The sequence below is a fragment of the Duganella sp. AC917 genome (assembly GCF_979258245.1).
Genome location: NZ_OZ409848.1, coordinates 6,553,870 through 6,568,229 on the forward strand (window position 1 = coordinate 6,553,870; position 14,360 = coordinate 6,568,229).

Annotated in this window: 13 protein-coding genes and 1 other RNA gene; 8 read left to right on the forward strand and 6 right to left on the reverse strand. The window is 61.8% G+C overall.

Annotation, left to right across the window (positions count from 1 at the left end; translation table 11 throughout):
* The first annotated feature begins 162 nt into the window (after positions 1–162).
* The 6 genes from ACZ0BA_RS28610 (at position 163) to ACZ0BA_RS28635 (ending at position 7,361) form a co-directional block, all read left to right on the forward strand.
* Positions 163–2,808: a TonB-dependent receptor gene (locus ACZ0BA_RS28610; protein ID WP_463454513.1), complete on the forward strand. Its 2,646-nt coding sequence runs from the start codon at positions 163–165 to the stop codon at positions 2,806–2,808.
* 104 nt (positions 2,809–2,912) lie between these two features.
* The gene (galA, locus tag ACZ0BA_RS28615; protein WP_463454514.1) at positions 2,913–5,801 is read left to right on the forward strand and encodes a beta-galactosidase GalA; all 2,889 of its coding nucleotides are present in this window, start codon (positions 2,913–2,915) and stop codon (positions 5,799–5,801) included.
* Positions 5,802–5,918: 117 nt separating this feature from the next.
* Positions 5,919–6,197, forward strand: a complete 279-nt coding sequence (locus tag ACZ0BA_RS28620; RefSeq protein ID WP_463454515.1) for a hypothetical protein — start codon at positions 5,919–5,921, stop codon at positions 6,195–6,197.
* The gene (locus ACZ0BA_RS28625) at positions 6,194–6,505 is read left to right on the forward strand and encodes a cell division protein ZapA (RefSeq protein ID WP_463454516.1); all 312 of its coding nucleotides are present in this window, start codon (positions 6,194–6,196) and stop codon (positions 6,503–6,505) included. The genes ACZ0BA_RS28620 and ACZ0BA_RS28625 overlap by 4 nt, the downstream gene beginning before the upstream one ends.
* 46 nt (positions 6,506–6,551) lie before the next feature.
* Positions 6,552–6,732: non-coding RNA, 6S RNA (ssrS, locus tag ACZ0BA_RS28630), on the forward strand.
* A 167-nt stretch (positions 6,733–6,899) separates the two neighbouring features.
* Complete coding sequence (locus ACZ0BA_RS28635; protein ID WP_463454517.1) at positions 6,900–7,361, forward strand: EVE domain-containing protein; 462 nt, start codon at positions 6,900–6,902, stop codon at positions 7,359–7,361.
* On the opposite strand, the gene lgt is transcribed toward ACZ0BA_RS28635, so the two are convergent.
* Together lgt and ACZ0BA_RS28645 are read right to left on the reverse strand one after the other, a co-directional pair.
* Positions 7,342–8,202, reverse strand: a complete 861-nt coding sequence (lgt, locus tag ACZ0BA_RS28640; RefSeq protein WP_463454518.1) for a prolipoprotein diacylglyceryl transferase — start codon at positions 8,200–8,202, stop codon at positions 7,342–7,344. The two genes, ACZ0BA_RS28635 and lgt, sit on opposite strands and share 20 nt — an antisense overlap.
* Complete coding sequence (locus ACZ0BA_RS28645; protein ID WP_463454519.1) at positions 8,196–9,104, reverse strand: LysR family transcriptional regulator; 909 nt, start codon at positions 9,102–9,104, stop codon at positions 8,196–8,198. The genes lgt and ACZ0BA_RS28645 overlap by 7 nt, the downstream gene beginning before the upstream one ends.
* A 145-nt stretch (positions 9,105–9,249) precedes the next feature.
* Here ACZ0BA_RS28645 and ilvD point away from each other — a divergent pair, with 145 nt between their 5' ends.
* The gene (ilvD, locus tag ACZ0BA_RS28650; protein ID WP_463454520.1) at positions 9,250–11,112 is read left to right on the forward strand and encodes a dihydroxy-acid dehydratase; all 1,863 of its coding nucleotides are present in this window, start codon (positions 9,250–9,252) and stop codon (positions 11,110–11,112) included.
* 78 nt (positions 11,113–11,190) lie between these two features.
* Here the strand turns inward: ilvD and ACZ0BA_RS28655 are convergent, their stop codons facing one another.
* Positions 11,191–11,415, reverse strand: a complete 225-nt coding sequence (locus ACZ0BA_RS28655) for a TIGR04438 family Trp-rich protein (RefSeq protein WP_463454521.1) — start codon at positions 11,413–11,415, stop codon at positions 11,191–11,193.
* 201 nt (positions 11,416–11,616) lie between these two features.
* Between ACZ0BA_RS28655 and ACZ0BA_RS28660 the strand changes: the two genes are divergently transcribed.
* Positions 11,617–11,937: a c-type cytochrome gene (locus ACZ0BA_RS28660; RefSeq protein WP_463454522.1), complete on the forward strand. Its 321-nt coding sequence runs from the start codon at positions 11,617–11,619 to the stop codon at positions 11,935–11,937.
* Positions 11,938–12,001: 64 nt separating this feature from the next.
* Here ACZ0BA_RS28660 and ACZ0BA_RS28665 read toward each other — a convergent pair whose 3' ends face one another.
* From ACZ0BA_RS28665 to ACZ0BA_RS28675, 3 genes are all read right to left on the reverse strand, one after another.
* Entirely contained in the window at positions 12,002–13,144 is a 1,143-nt protein-coding gene (locus ACZ0BA_RS28665; RefSeq protein WP_463454523.1) for a branched-chain amino acid ABC transporter substrate-binding protein, read from the reverse strand.
* A gap of 256 nt (positions 13,145–13,400) precedes the next feature.
* Positions 13,401–13,811, reverse strand: a complete 411-nt coding sequence (locus ACZ0BA_RS28670) for a hypothetical protein (RefSeq protein WP_463454524.1) — start codon at positions 13,809–13,811, stop codon at positions 13,401–13,403.
* Positions 13,808–14,233, reverse strand: a complete 426-nt coding sequence (locus ACZ0BA_RS28675) for a DNA polymerase III subunit chi (protein ID WP_463454525.1) — start codon at positions 14,231–14,233, stop codon at positions 13,808–13,810. The genes ACZ0BA_RS28670 and ACZ0BA_RS28675 overlap by 4 nt, the downstream gene beginning before the upstream one ends.
* Positions 14,234–14,360 lie beyond the last annotated feature (127 nt).

Sequence of the window (14,360 nt, forward strand, 5' to 3'; positions counted from 1 at the left end):
CCTATTGATACTGTTTCTATAGCTGTTGTATGTCTGATATACGATCTTGATATGGACAAACCACAATAAGCTATTTGCCTGACAACTAGTGTTTCGCTAGCATCCAGTCTATCCGTCCGCTCTGTATCAGAGACGGAACTTATACAAACACTGGAGATGCACATGAAACACAAAAAAATGAGCTGGCTCATCGCCACGCTTTTCACGACCCCTTTGATGGCACAACAGGCCTTCGCGCAAGAAGCGCCTGCCACCGCAGCACCAGCACCAGCTGCACCGTCGGCGCCAGTGGCCGGCGACATCCAGCAAGTCAACGTTACCGGTATCCGCGCCTCGGTGCGCAACGCACTGGCGGCCAAGGAAGCCAGCAACAGCATCGTGGAAGTCGTATCGTCGGAAGACATCGGCAAGCTGCCTGACACCACCATCGCCGAATCGTTGTCACGTCTTCCAGGCCTGTCGTCCGGTCTCGATCGCGGCAACGCCTCGCAGATCGTCGCGCGCGGCATGGGTCCACGCTTTATCGGCGCCACCCTGAACGGCCGCGAACTGGCGTCGTCGGAGCCTAACCGCGCCGTACGTTTCGAACAGTTCCCGTCGGAGTCCGTCACCGGCGCCACCGTCTACAAAACGCAGAACGCCGAAATCGCCGAAGGCGGCATCGCCACCACCATCGACCTGCAAACCGTCTCGCCGCTGAAGTACAACGGCCGCCAGCTGTCGTTCAAGACCGACGCGCTGTACTACGCGCTTGCCAAGGACATCGCCGGCGCCGACAAGGTCGCGCCACGCGTGGGCGGCATCTACGTCGACCAGTTCCTGAACAAGACCCTGGGCGCGGCCATCGCGTTCAGCTATCAGGACCAGCCGTCGGTGCAAAAGAACGTGCGCCACTGGGGCTTCAACGAAGACCACTCGGCCGACATCAACGGCGACGGCAAGATCGACAAAACCCCTTGGGGCTTCCAGGACGACGTGCGCCGCGGCAGCAACAAGCGTAGCAGCGTGCTGGGTAAAGTCGAATGGAAACCGAACAACGACGTTCTGATCACCGCCGACACCTACTACGCCAAGACCGCCATCGACGAAGCCCAGATGCAGCACTGGACCGGCGACATGGGCAACTGGGACGGCGGCAATTCGGGTAACTTCAGCAACCTCGATATCCGCAACGGCTACGTCGCCGGCGGCACCTTGAACTGGTCGCGCGTGATCAACAACGACGCGCACTGGATCCAGGACAGCAGCGTGTCGGCCAGCGGCTTGAACGCCAAGGTCAACATCGGCGACTGGAAAGTCGAAACCGATCTGTCGACCTCCCACGCACTGCGCAGCAGCCAGTGGCGCGACCTGCGTCAGAACTCGCTGTCGAGCATTCCCGTGTCGATCAACTGGTCGTTCACCGGCGACGAGCGCCAGAGCTACAACTTCGGCGGCATCGACACCGGCAACCCCGCCAACTTCGAAGCGCCTACGCTGTACGTCGACACCGACGGCCATATCAAGGATCTGCTGAACGCGGCGTCGGTTACGGCCGCGCGTTCGATCGAGAACAGCATCATCAACCGCATCAAGGTCGGCGTGCGCGCCACCGATCGCGAGAAGAGCTATCGCCAGACCACCTGGCAGCTGTCGCAGACCTCGGCGATTCCGGCCTCGGATTACGAGACCGTCACCGTTGCCGGCTTCCCTTCGTATGTCGTGCTGAAGGACTTCGGCGCCAGCACCGCTGCCGCTTTCGGTCCTAACGCCTTCAATCCGGATGGCCGTCCGCAGACCCAGAACGATCTGCTGTCGGGCTGGAAGGTCAAGGAGCGCAGCACCTCGGCCTTCATCCAGGGCGACCTCGATGGCGAAGCCTTCGGCAAGACCTATCGCGGCAACGTCGGCGTGCGCGTGGTGCACACCAAGCAGACCGGCTACGGCATGCAGTCGGTCAACGGCGCGGCGCCCACCGATGTCGAAGGCGGCACCTCGTACACCGAGATCCTGCCTAGCCTGAACACCATCTTCAACCTGGACGAGAAACAGGAACACCAGATCCGTTTCAGCCTGGCCCGCGCCATGTCGCGCGCGCCGATGGATGAAATGCGCGCTTCGCGCAACCTGAACGTGGTTGCCGATTCGACGCAGCCGACCACCGGCAGCGCGGGTAACCCCGAGCTCAAGCCGATGATGGCCAACCAGGTCGATCTGGCGTACCAGTGGTACTTCTCGAAAGGTTCGCTGCTGTCGGCCGGCGCGTTCTACAAGAAGGTCCAGCGCTACATCGCTTTGACCAGCGACACCACCATCATCAACGGCCGTCCAGCGACCGTGACCCGTTCGATCAACGGCGACGGTGGCGATATTCGCGGTATCGAGCTGGTGTACCAGCAAGCGTTCACCGGCCTGCCGGCGCCGTTCGACGGTTTGGGCGTCGCCAGCAACTACGCTTACACGACCAGTAACATTCGCGAAGCCACGCCAGCGGTCAATCCGTTCCCGATCGAAGGCCTGATGAAGCACAACGGCGGCGTGACCCTGTGGTACGAAAAAGCCGGTTACGAAGCGCGTCTGTCGGCCAATTACAAGAGCGCCTTTGTGCGCAACCCGACCTGGAACGCCGGTCAGTTGATCGAGAACGAAGCCGAAACCTATCTGACGCTGAACCTGGCCAAGCAACTGACGCCTAACATCCAGCTGCGCTTCGGTATCGACAACCTGACCAACCAGAAGGCCGTCTACACCAGCGCGAACATCCCGGTGCAACAGGAAGTGACCGAATTCGGTCGCCGCTTCAACCTGGGCCTGTCGTTCAAGCTGTAATGTGAATCTGCGTCATCGCAGTTTGCTGTAACTTTTTTATCGTGGTTTTACGGAGCGGTGCGTGAGAGCGCTGCTCCGTTTTTTTTGTCTATCGGGAGCCAAGTTTGAATCCAAAGACGACCAACTGGCGGCGCATTTGCTCCGCCTTTTTGCTGCTCGCGGCCTGCGTTTCGGTCCATGCGGCCAGCACTTCCAACACCACCAATTCCACCAAGCCGGACGTCAAGGCGGGGCGCGAGCGCCTGTCGCTCGATCGCGGCTGGCTGTTCCATCTGGGCGACGTGGTCCACCCGCCCATCGTGGGCCACGAGGAATCGTATAGCAACGCCAAGGCTGGCAACGCGCCCGGCGCGGCCGGCACGGAGTTCGACGACTCCGACTGGCGCCGTCTCGACCTGCCGCACGATTGGGCCGTCGAAGGTCCGTTCGATCCGAAGGCTAATATCTCGCAGGGCTATCGTCCGCGCGGCATTGGCTGGTATCGCCGTTACCTGAAGGTCGATCCGGCCGATCGGGGCCGCCATTTCGAGCTGCAGTTCGACGCCATCGCCACCCACGCCACCGTCTGGGTCAACGGCAATGTGGTCAACCGTAACTGGTCCGGCTACAACGCCAGCAATATCGACATCACGCCATACCTGAACTACGGCGACTCGCTCAACACCATCTCGATCCGCGCCGACGCCGAGGCGATGGAGGGCTGGTGGTACGAGGGTGCCGGCATGTACCGCCACGCGTGGCTGGTCAAGCGCGCGCCGCTGCATGTGGCAACCGATGGCGTGTACGCCGTGCCGCGCGCCGGCAAAGGAAAAATCTGGACCTTGCCGGTCGAAGTGACCGTCAACAACAGCGGCAAGAAGGTCTCCGACGTCACCGTCGAAGTCACGCTGTTCGACCCGGCCGGCAAACAGGTCGGCCGCCAGAGCGCCAAAGCCACTGTCGGCGTGTTGAAAGACGCCGTCGTCAAGCTGCCGTTCTCGGTCAACGATCCGGCCCTGTGGTCGATCGGTAAAACCAATCTGTATCGCGTCACGACGCGTGTGATCCAGGACGGCAAGGCGCAGGATGAAGTCTCGCTGCACACCGGCTTCCGCACGATCCGCTTCGACGCCCAGCAGGGCTTTTTCCTGAACGGTGAGCACGTGAAGCTGCAGGGCGTGTGCATTCACCAGGACCACGCCGGCGTCGGCGTGGCGATTCCGGATTCGGTGTGGGAATACCGTCTGCGCCGGCTGAAGGAGCTGGGCGTGAACGCGATCCGCTTCTCGCACAATGCGCCGGCGGCCGAAGTGCTGGACATGGTCGACCGCATGGGCTTTGTCGTCATGGACGAGAACCGCAACTTCAACCCGTCGCCGGACTATATGAAGCAGCTCGAGTGGATGGTCAAGCGCGACCGCCACCATCCGGGCATCATCCTGTGGTCGGTGTTTAACGAGGAACCGGTGCAGGGTTCCGAAGTCGGCTACGAAATGGTGCGCCGCATGGCGGCCGTCGTCAAATCGCTGGACGATACGCGTCCGGTGACGGCGGCGATGAACGGTGGCTTCTTCAGCGACCTGAATGTCTCGCACGCGGTCGACGTGGTCGGCGCCAATTACCAGGTGCCGGACTACGACCGCTATCACAAGGCCTTCCCGGACAAGCCGTTCACCAGTTCGGAGGATACGTCGGCCTTCATGACGCGCGGCGAGTTCAAGACCATCAAGGAAAAAGGCATCATCGCCAGCTACGACGACTTGAGCGACGCGGCCCAGTGGGGCAATACCCACCGCGACGCATGGGAGGCGATCGCCACCCGTCCTTACGTGGCGGGCGGCTTCGTCTGGACCGGCTTCGATTATCGCGGCGAACCGACGCCGAACGATTGGCCGGCCGTCAGCTCGGTGTTCGGCATCATGGACTTGAACGGCTTCCCGAAGAACGCCTATTACATCCACCAGGTCCAGTGGATCAAGGACCGTCCGCTGATCCACATCGCGCCGCACTGGAACTGGAGCGGCAGCGAGGGCAAGGAGATCCGCGTGATGGTGATGGCCAACGTCGAGAGGGTGCAGCTGCTGTTGAACGGCAAGGCGCTGGGCGAGCAGCAGGTCGATCCGTTCCGCATGAACTTCTTCAACGTCGCCTACGCGCCGGGCAAGCTGGAGGCGGTCGGTTATCGCGGCGGCAAGGAAGTCGCGCGCACGTCGGTGGAGACCACCGGCGCCGCAGTGGCGCTGGAGCTGGTGCCGGACCGCGCGCAACTGGCCGGCGACGGCCGCGACGCCATGCCGATCACCGTGCGCGCGCTCGATGCGCAGGGCCGCGCGGTGCCGCTGGCGGACGCCAATGTCACCTTCGCGGTGACGGGCGGCGGCCGCTCCATCGGTCACGGCAACGGCGATCCGACCTCGCACGAGGACGAGAAGGGCGCCACGCGACGTCTGTTCAACGGCCTGGCGCAGCTGATCGTGCAGACCAACTGGGACAGCAAGCAAGCGGTCGACGTGGTCGCCACGGCGCCGGGCCTGAGCGCGGCGAAGATCTCGATTCCGGTCAAGGCGGTGGCGGCGGAACCGTTTGTCGCCAGCGCCGACGCGCCGACCACCTTCGTGCGCAGCTGGCGCGTGGCGCCGGTCAGCGACCAGCGACCGGACCCGAACCAGAAACTGGCCGGCTTCGATATGAACACCTGGGGCTGGGGTTCGCCGCCGCTGTGGGCCGACGCCGGTGCGAAATATCACCTGTACCGCTCCAGCTTCACGCCGCGCAAGAACCTCGCCAACGGCAATGGCCTGATCCGCTTCGGCGGCATTCGTGGCAAGGCCGAGGTGTGGGTCAACGGCGCGTTGGTCGGCAAGAAGGACAGCTACGCGCCCGCGCCGCTGGACCTGCCATTGCCGGCAGGCACTGGCAAACGTGAGATCAACGTGATTGTCGAAGCCGAGCCAGGACAGGGCAGCGGCATCGAGGGCAACGTCACGATTGAGCCGGCGCCGGTGGTAAAGTAATAAGAATGTGTCTTGTATTCTTAGCCATTAATTAAATACTGTGACTGCGGCCCCAAATTGAGGCCGCAGTCACGTGATTCGGTTGACGGCGCCCCGCGCGCTGCCTATAGTGGCGGGATGATTTCCGAATTCGAAGAACTATCCGACAAGATCGACCAGTTGGCCGAGATGACTAACGCCTTGCGCCGCGAGAATGCTCAGTTGCGCCAAGCCAATGCCGCGCTCGTGGTCGAGAACATGGGCTATCAGCGCCGCCTGAGCGAAGCGTCCGGCAGGATCGTGGCGTTGCTGGAAAAAGTGCCGTCGCTGGAGTCCGCACCGGAACCAGCGCCCGGCGAGGACGATGACGAACAAGCTGCAGCCGACCATCTGCCTGAAAAAGAGGATGTACGATGATTCAGCTGGATGTGTCCATCATGGGGCAGCCATACCGTCTGGTGTGCAAGCCCGAGGAAGAGCGCGCGCTGCGCGAGGCGGCCGCTTTGCTGGACAAGAAGATGACCAGCATCCGCGACGGTGGCAAGATCAAGGGTAACGACCGCATCGCCGTGATGGCCGCGCTGGGCATGGCGGCGGAATTCCTGTCGGTGAAATCGCCGCAGGGGCCGTTGTCCGACATGTCGATCCTGGAAGTGCAGACCAAGATCAGCGCCATGCACAAAGTGCTCGATAGCGCACTGACTCCACAAGAAACCCTGTTTTAATTCGCTAAACTCCTTCCTTTGCGGCGGACAAAAGAGTAAACTTCTTCGTACCCTGCGGTGTTCGCGATTGCCATATATTCCTTGAACCATTTATGTGCACCGGTTGCGGAATTTTGTTCGATGGGCGTGAGCGTCGCTAGACCGATGAACCCGAAATTGAACTAACTGTGACCACCTTGAACCGTTTGGTTCGGGATGCCGGCAAGAACGGCACAGGCGGGGCCTAATCTTAAAAAAGTCGTTCAAAATGTCCACAGCGTCGTTGTGACAACTCGCCGTACTAGCGTACTGTCTTCGTTGCCACGCCTAGCTGTGAACATTTTGAACGACTTTTCCTGAAAGCGGTTGTTAGCATGTGAATGCGCAGCCGCTTTTTTTCGTCTGGAGAAAAGCGATGCAATACTGGTTGATGAAGTCCGAGCCCGATGAGGTCAGTATCGACGACGTGATGGCCGCCAAGGACCACACGACGCCGTGGTTCGGCGTGCGTAACTACCAGGCGCGCAACTTCATGCGCGACCAGATGCAGGACGGCGACGGTGTGCTGTTCTACCATTCCAGCTGCCCGGAGCCTGGCATCGCCGGGCTGGCGGTGGTGGTGGGCGGGCCGTATCCGGACGCCACGCAGTTCGACAAGAAGAGCAAGTACTACGACGCCAAGGCGACGCCGGAGCAGCCGCGCTGGATTTCGGTGGACGTGAAGGGCACGGAGAAAACCCGTTTGCTGTCGCTGGCCGAGATGCGGACCATCCCGGCGCTGGAGGATATGGTGGTGCTGCAGAAGGGCAGCCGGCTGTCCATCACGCCCGTCACGGCGGCGCAATGGAAGGCGATTGTCAAGCTTTTGAAGAAATGACCGGCGCGCGGCCTTTTTGTTTGACCTTGTAGGCCCACACCAGCATGACGATGGCGCCGACGATCATCGGCAGCGACAGCACCTGGCCGGAGGTGATCGGCATGCCCAGCACCGTGGTTTCCCAGTCCGGCGTGCGGAAGTACTCGGTGAAGAAGCGCGCGCACCCGTACAGCAGCGTGTAGAAGGCGCCTACCGCCAGGCGCGGACGCTCCTTGCGCGCGTACAGCCACAGGATGACGAATACCAGCAGGCCGTCGACCAGCATCTGATAGATCGGCGATGGATGGCGCAGCCCTTGCAGGAACACCGGATTCGGAAACAGCGGATATGAAATGTCCGGCCACATCATCGCCCACGGCAGCGACGGATCGGACACCACGCGGCCCGGCAGCTCGGAGTTGATGAAGTTACCGAGGCGTCCGGCCGCGTAACCCAGCGGCACCAGCGGCGCGATGAAGTCGTAGACGTCGAGCAGATTGCGGCCGGCGCGGCGCGCCCACACCGCCATCGCGATCAACACGCCGATAAAGCCGCCGTGGAACGACATGCCGCCATGCCAGATCTTGAAGATTTCGATCGGGTTGGAGAAGTATTTGACCGGCTCGTAAAACAGCACCTCGCCCAGGCGGCCGCCGATGACGACACCGAGCATCCCGTAGAACAGCATGTCGTCCAGGTCCTCCTTGCGCCAGCCCTGCGCGGCGATATGCGGCTGCTTGATGCGCACCCGGCCCAGCGTGATGAACAGCGCGAAGGCCAGCACGTACATCAGGCCATACCAGTGGATCGCGACCGGTCCCAGATGAATGGCGACCGGATCGGGCATCGGATGTATCAGCATAGAGCGTTCTTTCCCAGATTTTTATTCAGTAGTTCCAAAAAGCCGCGCAGCACCGGCGACCGATTGTCGCGGCGCCAGGCCAGGCCGGTTTCGACCAGCGGGCCGGTGTCGGCCAGGGCCCGGTATTCTACCCCGGGCCGCATCAGGTTGGAGACCGACTGCGGCACCAGCGCCATGCCCATGCCGGCCGAGACCAGGCTGACGATGGTCTGCATCTGGATCGCCTGCTGGCCGATCTCCGGCGTGACGCCGGCGTCGTGGAACACCGAGAGGATGGCGTCGTACAGCGCCGGCGAGATCGCGCGCGGGAACACGATCAGCGGCAACCGTGGCAGAGCGGCCAGCGCCACCTTGCCTTTTTTCGCCAGCAGCCCGGCCGGCACGGCCAGCACCAGCGGCTCGTTCAGCACCGGCAGATAATCCAGTTCCAGTCTGGCCTTGTCGGGCAGCGGTGGAATCAGCAGGCCGGCGTCGATGCGGTTGTGCAGCAGGTCGTCGAGCTGCAGGTCGGAGGTGGCTTCCTGCAGCGTGATCTGCACCTGCGGATAGGCGGCACGGTAGGCGCGCAGGAAGGGCGGCAGCACGCTGTAGTCGGCCGAGGAGACGAAGGCCAGGGTCAGGCGTCCGACCTCGCCGGCGGCTGCGCGCTGGACCAGCTGCGGCAGCTCCTGCGCCTGCGCCAGCATCCTCCTGGCCTCCGGCAGCAGCGCGACGCCGGCCGGCGTGAGGGCGACGCCACGGCGGCTGCGCTCGAACAGCGCCGCGCCCAGTAGCTGCTCGAGCGCCTGGATCGTTTGCGACAGCGGCGGCTGCGTCATGTGCAGCCGCAAGGCGGCCTTGCCGAAGTGGAGCTCCTCGGCGACGGTGACGAAATAGCGCAGTTGCCGCAGTTCCAAATTCATATGTATTTGTATTGAAATTTACTCTGGTGATATTTTATACGACTCACAGGATCGAAAATCATATATTTGACACTTGGGCAGGGGCAAGGCACTCTGTCAGGCTGCGCTCAAAGCCTTAGAGCCGCCTTATCACTGGAGAAACATCATGCCCGTATACCGTTCCCGCACCACCACCCACGGCCGCAACATGGCCGGCGCGCGCGCCCTGTGGCGCGCCACCGGCATGAAGGATGGCGATTTCGACAAGCCGATCGTCGCCGTGGTCAACTCCTTCACGCAGTTCGTGCCCGGCCACGTGCACTTGAAGGACCTGGGACAGCTGGTGGCGCGCGAAATCGAAAAGGCCGGCGGCGTGGCCAAAGAATTCAACACCATCGCCGTCGACGACGGCATCGCCATGGGCCACGGCGGCATGCTGTATTCGCTGCCGTCGCGCGACCTGATCGCCGACTCGGTCGAGTACATGGTCAACGCCCACTGCGCCGACGCCATGGTCTGCATCTCCAACTGCGACAAGATCACGCCGGGCATGCTGATGGCGGCGATGCGTATCAATATTCCGGTGGTGTTCATCTCCGGCGGCCCAATGGAGGCCGGCAAGGTGGTCAAGGTCGTCAACGGCACGCAGAAGATCATCAAGCTCGATCTGGTCGACGCCATGATCAAGGCCGGCGATCAAACCGTCAGCGACGCCGACGTCGCCGAGATCGAGCGCTCCGCCTGTCCGACCTGCGGTTCGTGCTCTGGCATGTTCACCGCTAACTCGATGAACTGCCTGACCGAGGCGCTGGGCCTGGCCTTGCCGGGCAACGGCACCATCCTGGCCACGCACGCGGACCGCGAACAGCTGTTCCTGCGCGCCGGCCGCCTGGTGGTGGAACTGGCCAAGCGCCACTACGAGCAGGACGACTACTCGGTGCTGCCGCGCTCCATCGCCACCAAGGCCGCGTTTGAAAACGCCATGGCGCTCGACGTCTCGATGGGCGGCTCCACCAACACCGTGCTGCACTTGCTGGCGGCCGCGCACGAGGCGGGCGTCGATTTCAACATGGCCGACATCGACCGCATCTCGCGCAAGGTGCCATGCCTGTGCAAGGTGGCGCCGATGACCGACAAGTACCACATCGAAGACGTGCACCGCGCCGGCGGCATCATCGGCATCCTGGGCGAACTGGCGCGCGGCGGCCTGCTCGACACCTCGCTGCCGACCATCCACGCGGCGACGATGGCCGAGGCGATCGAACGCAACGACGTCAAACGCAGCGACGATCCGGCGGTGCACCAGCTGTTCCGCGCCGCGCCGGGCGGCGTGCCGACGCAGACGGCGTTCTCGCAGTCCGAGCGCTTCGCGACGCTGGACCTGGACCGCAGCACCGGCTGCATCCGCGACAAGGCGCACGCGTATTCGCAGGACGGCGGCCTGGCTGTGTTGTACGGTAACCTGGCGGAGAAGGGCTGCATCGTCAAGACGGCCGGCGTCGACGAAAGCATTCTGAAATTCAGCGGCAAGGCGCGCGTGTTCGAGAGCCAGGACGCGGCGGTCGAGGCGATCCTGGGCGACACCGTGCACGAAGGCGACGTCGTCGTCATCCGCTACGAAGGCCCCAAAGGCGGCCCTGGCATGCAAGAGATGCTGTATCCAACCTCGTACATCAAGTCCAAAGGTCTGGGCAAGGCGTGCGCGCTGTTCACCGATGGCCGCTTCTCGGGCGGTTCGTCGGGCCTCGTGATCGGCCACGCGTCGCCGGAGGCGGCCGAGGGTGGCGCCATCGGTCTGGTGGAAGAGGGCGACATGATCGACATCGACATTCCGAACCGCAGCATCAACTTGCGCATCAGCGACGCCGATCTGGCCGCGCGCCGCCAGGTGATGGAGGCGAAGGGCGGCGACGCCTGGCAGCCGGTCAACCGCGAGCGCTATGTGTCGCAGGCGCTGCAGGCGTATGCGGCGTTGACCACCTCCGCCGACCGTGGCGCGGTGCGTGATCTGTCGCAGTTGAAGCGATAAGCGATAAGCGGCCGGCCGTGCGCAGCGATGGCCGGAGCGCGAAGCTCCCGGCAGCGCGCGGGCCCGCCTGGACTCGAACTAAGGCTTGCCGTCGAAATTTTGTTTGACGCGGGCCTTGCGGCGGCGCTCGTCTTCATTGTGCGCCTTCCGTTTGTCCAGGCCCAGCAGTGGTTCCAGGAATTCGAACCATAAAAACGCCACCACACTCAGGGCGACGATCCACCACCACGAGAGTTGGGCGAACCTCCACACTTCGAAATAACGCAGCCCGCACAGCGCGACGATCAACAAAATGATAGGCATGTTGGATTTCCTCCTGCCTTCATCTTACAAAGTTCCAGCTTTATTGGGGGCAATATTCTAATGTCGGGGTCAACCTTGCGGCGTTTTGTGCGTTAAATACACAATACTAAAACGCGGTAGAATGGCTGGTAGATCGATAGCAGGAAATCAATAGCACGGCCTTGATAGCACGCATTTATGGCACAAATACTGGAGAGCACAATGAAACGCAATTTTTTGATGGTTGGAATGGTAGTGGCCACGGCTTTTGCATCGTCGTCGGCGATGGCGGATGCCGGCCTTGATCTGGCGAAGGCGAAGAACTGCATGGCTTGCCACGCGGTCGCGACCAAGCTGGTCGGCCCAGCCTATAAGGATGTGGCCGCTAAATACGCCGGTCAAAAGGACGCGGAAGGCAAGCTGGTCACCAAAGTGATCAAGGGCGGTTCGGGCGTTTGGGGCGCGATCCCGATGCCAGCCAATCCGCAGGTCAGCGAGGCGGAAGCCAAAACGCTGGTGAAATGGGTACTGGCGCAGAAGTAATTTACTTCTGGCCGGCATAAAAAAACGCACCTCACGAGGTGCGTTTTTCGTTGCGCCGGATGGTTTATTTGACCACTTCGATTTTGGTTTTCTTGCCGTCGGTGTAGGTGAACAAGGTCAGCGCGCCGTCCTTGATGTCGCCTTTCGGGTCGAACGAGATCAGACCGGTGACGCCCTGGTACTTGATCTTGTGCAGGAACGGCAAGTACTTGGCCGGCTGCGACGATTTGGCTTCGGCCATCGCGCTGGCCATCGTCATGATGGCGTCGTAGACATACGGTGCGTAGATTTGCACGTCGGCGTTGTATTTTTTCTTGTAGCGGGCGACGAATTCGTCCATGTTCTTTTGCTGATCGGCCGACACACCGCCCGCTTCCGCGCACGTGACGACGCCGTTGGCGGCGGCGTTGCCTGCCAGCTTGGCGAACGGCTCGGTGCAGATGCCGTCGCCGCCCATGAACTTGGACTTGATGCCCAGCGCCTTCATCTGGCGCAGTAGCGGGCCGCCGACCGAGTCCATGCCGCCGAAGAACACCAGGTCAGGATTCTTGCCCTTGATGGTGGTCAGAATGGCGTTGAAGTCGGTGGCCTTGTCGTTGGTGAATTCCTTGCCGACGATTTGCACGCCCGGCAGCGCCTTCTTGGCGCCCTTGATGAATTCGTCCGCGACGCCCTGGCCATAGGCGGTGCGGTCGTCGATGACGGCAATCTTCTTGGCGCCCATCTTGGTGACCGCATAGGAGCCCAGGGTGCCGCCCAGCTTGGCGTCGTTGGCGACCACGCGGAACACCGAGTTGAAACCTTGCTGCGTGTACTTGGTCTGCGTGGTGGCAGGGGAGATCTGTGGAATGCCGGCGTCGTAGTAAATCTTCGAGGCCGGGATGCTGGTGCCCGAGTTCAGGTGGCCGATCACGCCGTTGACCTTGGCGTCGACCAGCTTCTGCGCCACCGCCGTGCCCTGTTTCGGATCGCTGGCGTCATCTTCCAGTTGCAGCACGAACTTGACCGGTTTGCCGTCGATCTTGAAGCCTTTGGCGTTCAACTCCTCGACTGCCATTTTGGCGCCGTTTTCATTGTCCTTGCCGAGGTGAGCCGATGGACCCGAGACCGGGCCGACGTGCCCGATCTTGATCACTTCTTGCGCACCGGCGCTGCCGGCGAAAGCCAGTGCGATGGCGAGTGGAATGAATTTAGATTTGAACAGCATATATATTCTCCAATGGTTGAATAGTCGACGGCTGTCTTGTGAACGCCGAAGTTTTTCCGCAAGGCCAAAAGGTACAACAAATTGTTGCCCGCGCAAAGGAGGAAACACGAAAGAAGTGCGAAAGTTCGCGCTTTTATGATGCAGCTCCAGAATTGGAACGGCTATCCATGATGCATTACCAGAATTGGTGCGGCGATGCGCGCAAACGGGGCGATCCGCGCACCGTCGGGGCGCGGATCCGGAGGAGGGGGAAGGACTATTTCTTTTGCGCTTGCAGATGCGTCAGCTCCTGCGACACGGCGCGGGCGACGATTTTCTCGATGGTGTCGTGCAGGCCGATGCGGATCTCGTTTGTGAGCCCGTGCAGCGCGTGCGTCAGCACCTCGGCCATGCTGTCCTTGATGCGTTGCTCAAGCACGAAGTCGACGCGCGATTGCAGTTTGCCCATGATGCGTTCGGACAAGCGGTGTTCCAGCATCGCCCATTCGGCGTCGCTCCAGCCGTCGACGGCGTCGGCTTCGAGCTGGGCGGCCATTTCGGCGCGGGTGGAGGTGGCGTGCGGCGGGTTGGCCGTTTCGCCCGGCAGCAAGTCCCCGCCCAGCGGCTCGGCTTTGAGGACTTCCGTCAATACAGGGATACTGGCGTCAAACGATTGGGCTTGGCTCATGATTTTCCTGTGACAAAGTGGGTAAGTGGATAGTCTTGCTGCTTGTAGGCGACATAGCGCTTGCGGCCGGCGGCCGCATCATCCTCGTCGGAGGAAATCACTTCGATCATGCGCTCGAACTCGGGAACCCGGCTTGACGCTCGGCGCGACAAATTCACTAATAATTCGGTGTGTGGTAATTCCGCCTCATCGTTGTCGGTGAGTACGATCGGCGTATGCGGCGCCAGCGCGTCGCCGGCCAGCACGTGCGGCAGGAAGTCGGTCTGGGAAAATGTCCACATCGCCGCGTTAAGTTCCGCCAGTTGTGCCTCATCTTCCGCCATCAGCACCACGCGGTGGTTGGCCGACCAAGCCTTGCGCACCAGGCGGCAGGCGTAGGCGATCTTGTCCGGCACGTTGGTGTGGAAATCGATGCGTGTCATAGCTGTTGTTCTGTTCTGTAGAGGGAATGGCGTGCGGCCTCGACCGCGTGATACCAGTTTATGCGAAAACCGTTTTTGCCGCTGGCATCGATGTTGCTATCGACGGCCTTCAGGCGGCGTAAAAAGC

Coding starts and splice junctions, on each gene's coding strand:
- ACZ0BA_RS28610 (WP_463454513.1), top strand. CDS start 163: ATGAAACACAAAAAAATGAGCTGGCTCATCGCCACGCTTTTCACGACC.
- ACZ0BA_RS28620 (WP_463454515.1), top strand. CDS start 5,919: ATGATTTCCGAATTCGAAGAACTATCCGACAAGATCGACCAGTTGGCC.
- ACZ0BA_RS28625 (WP_463454516.1), top strand. CDS start 6,194: ATGATTCAGCTGGATGTGTCCATCATGGGGCAGCCATACCGTCTGGTG.
- ACZ0BA_RS28635 (WP_463454517.1), top strand. CDS start 6,900: ATGCAATACTGGTTGATGAAGTCCGAGCCCGATGAGGTCAGTATCGAC.
- lgt (WP_463454518.1), bottom strand. CDS start 8,202: ATGCTGATACATCCGATGCCCGATCCGGTCGCCATTCATCTGGGACCG.
- ACZ0BA_RS28645 (WP_463454519.1), bottom strand. CDS start 9,104: ATGAATTTGGAACTGCGGCAACTGCGCTATTTCGTCACCGTCGCCGAG.
- ilvD (WP_463454520.1), top strand. CDS start 9,250: ATGCCCGTATACCGTTCCCGCACCACCACCCACGGCCGCAACATGGCC.
- ACZ0BA_RS28655 (WP_463454521.1), bottom strand. CDS start 11,415: ATGCCTATCATTTTGTTGATCGTCGCGCTGTGCGGGCTGCGTTATTTC.
- ACZ0BA_RS28660 (WP_463454522.1), top strand. CDS start 11,617: ATGAAACGCAATTTTTTGATGGTTGGAATGGTAGTGGCCACGGCTTTT.
- ACZ0BA_RS28665 (WP_463454523.1), bottom strand. CDS start 13,144: ATGCTGTTCAAATCTAAATTCATTCCACTCGCCATCGCACTGGCTTTC.
- ACZ0BA_RS28670 (WP_463454524.1), bottom strand. CDS start 13,811: ATGAGCCAAGCCCAATCGTTTGACGCCAGTATCCCTGTATTGACGGAA.
- ACZ0BA_RS28675 (WP_463454525.1), bottom strand. CDS start 14,233: ATGACACGCATCGATTTCCACACCAACGTGCCGGACAAGATCGCCTAC.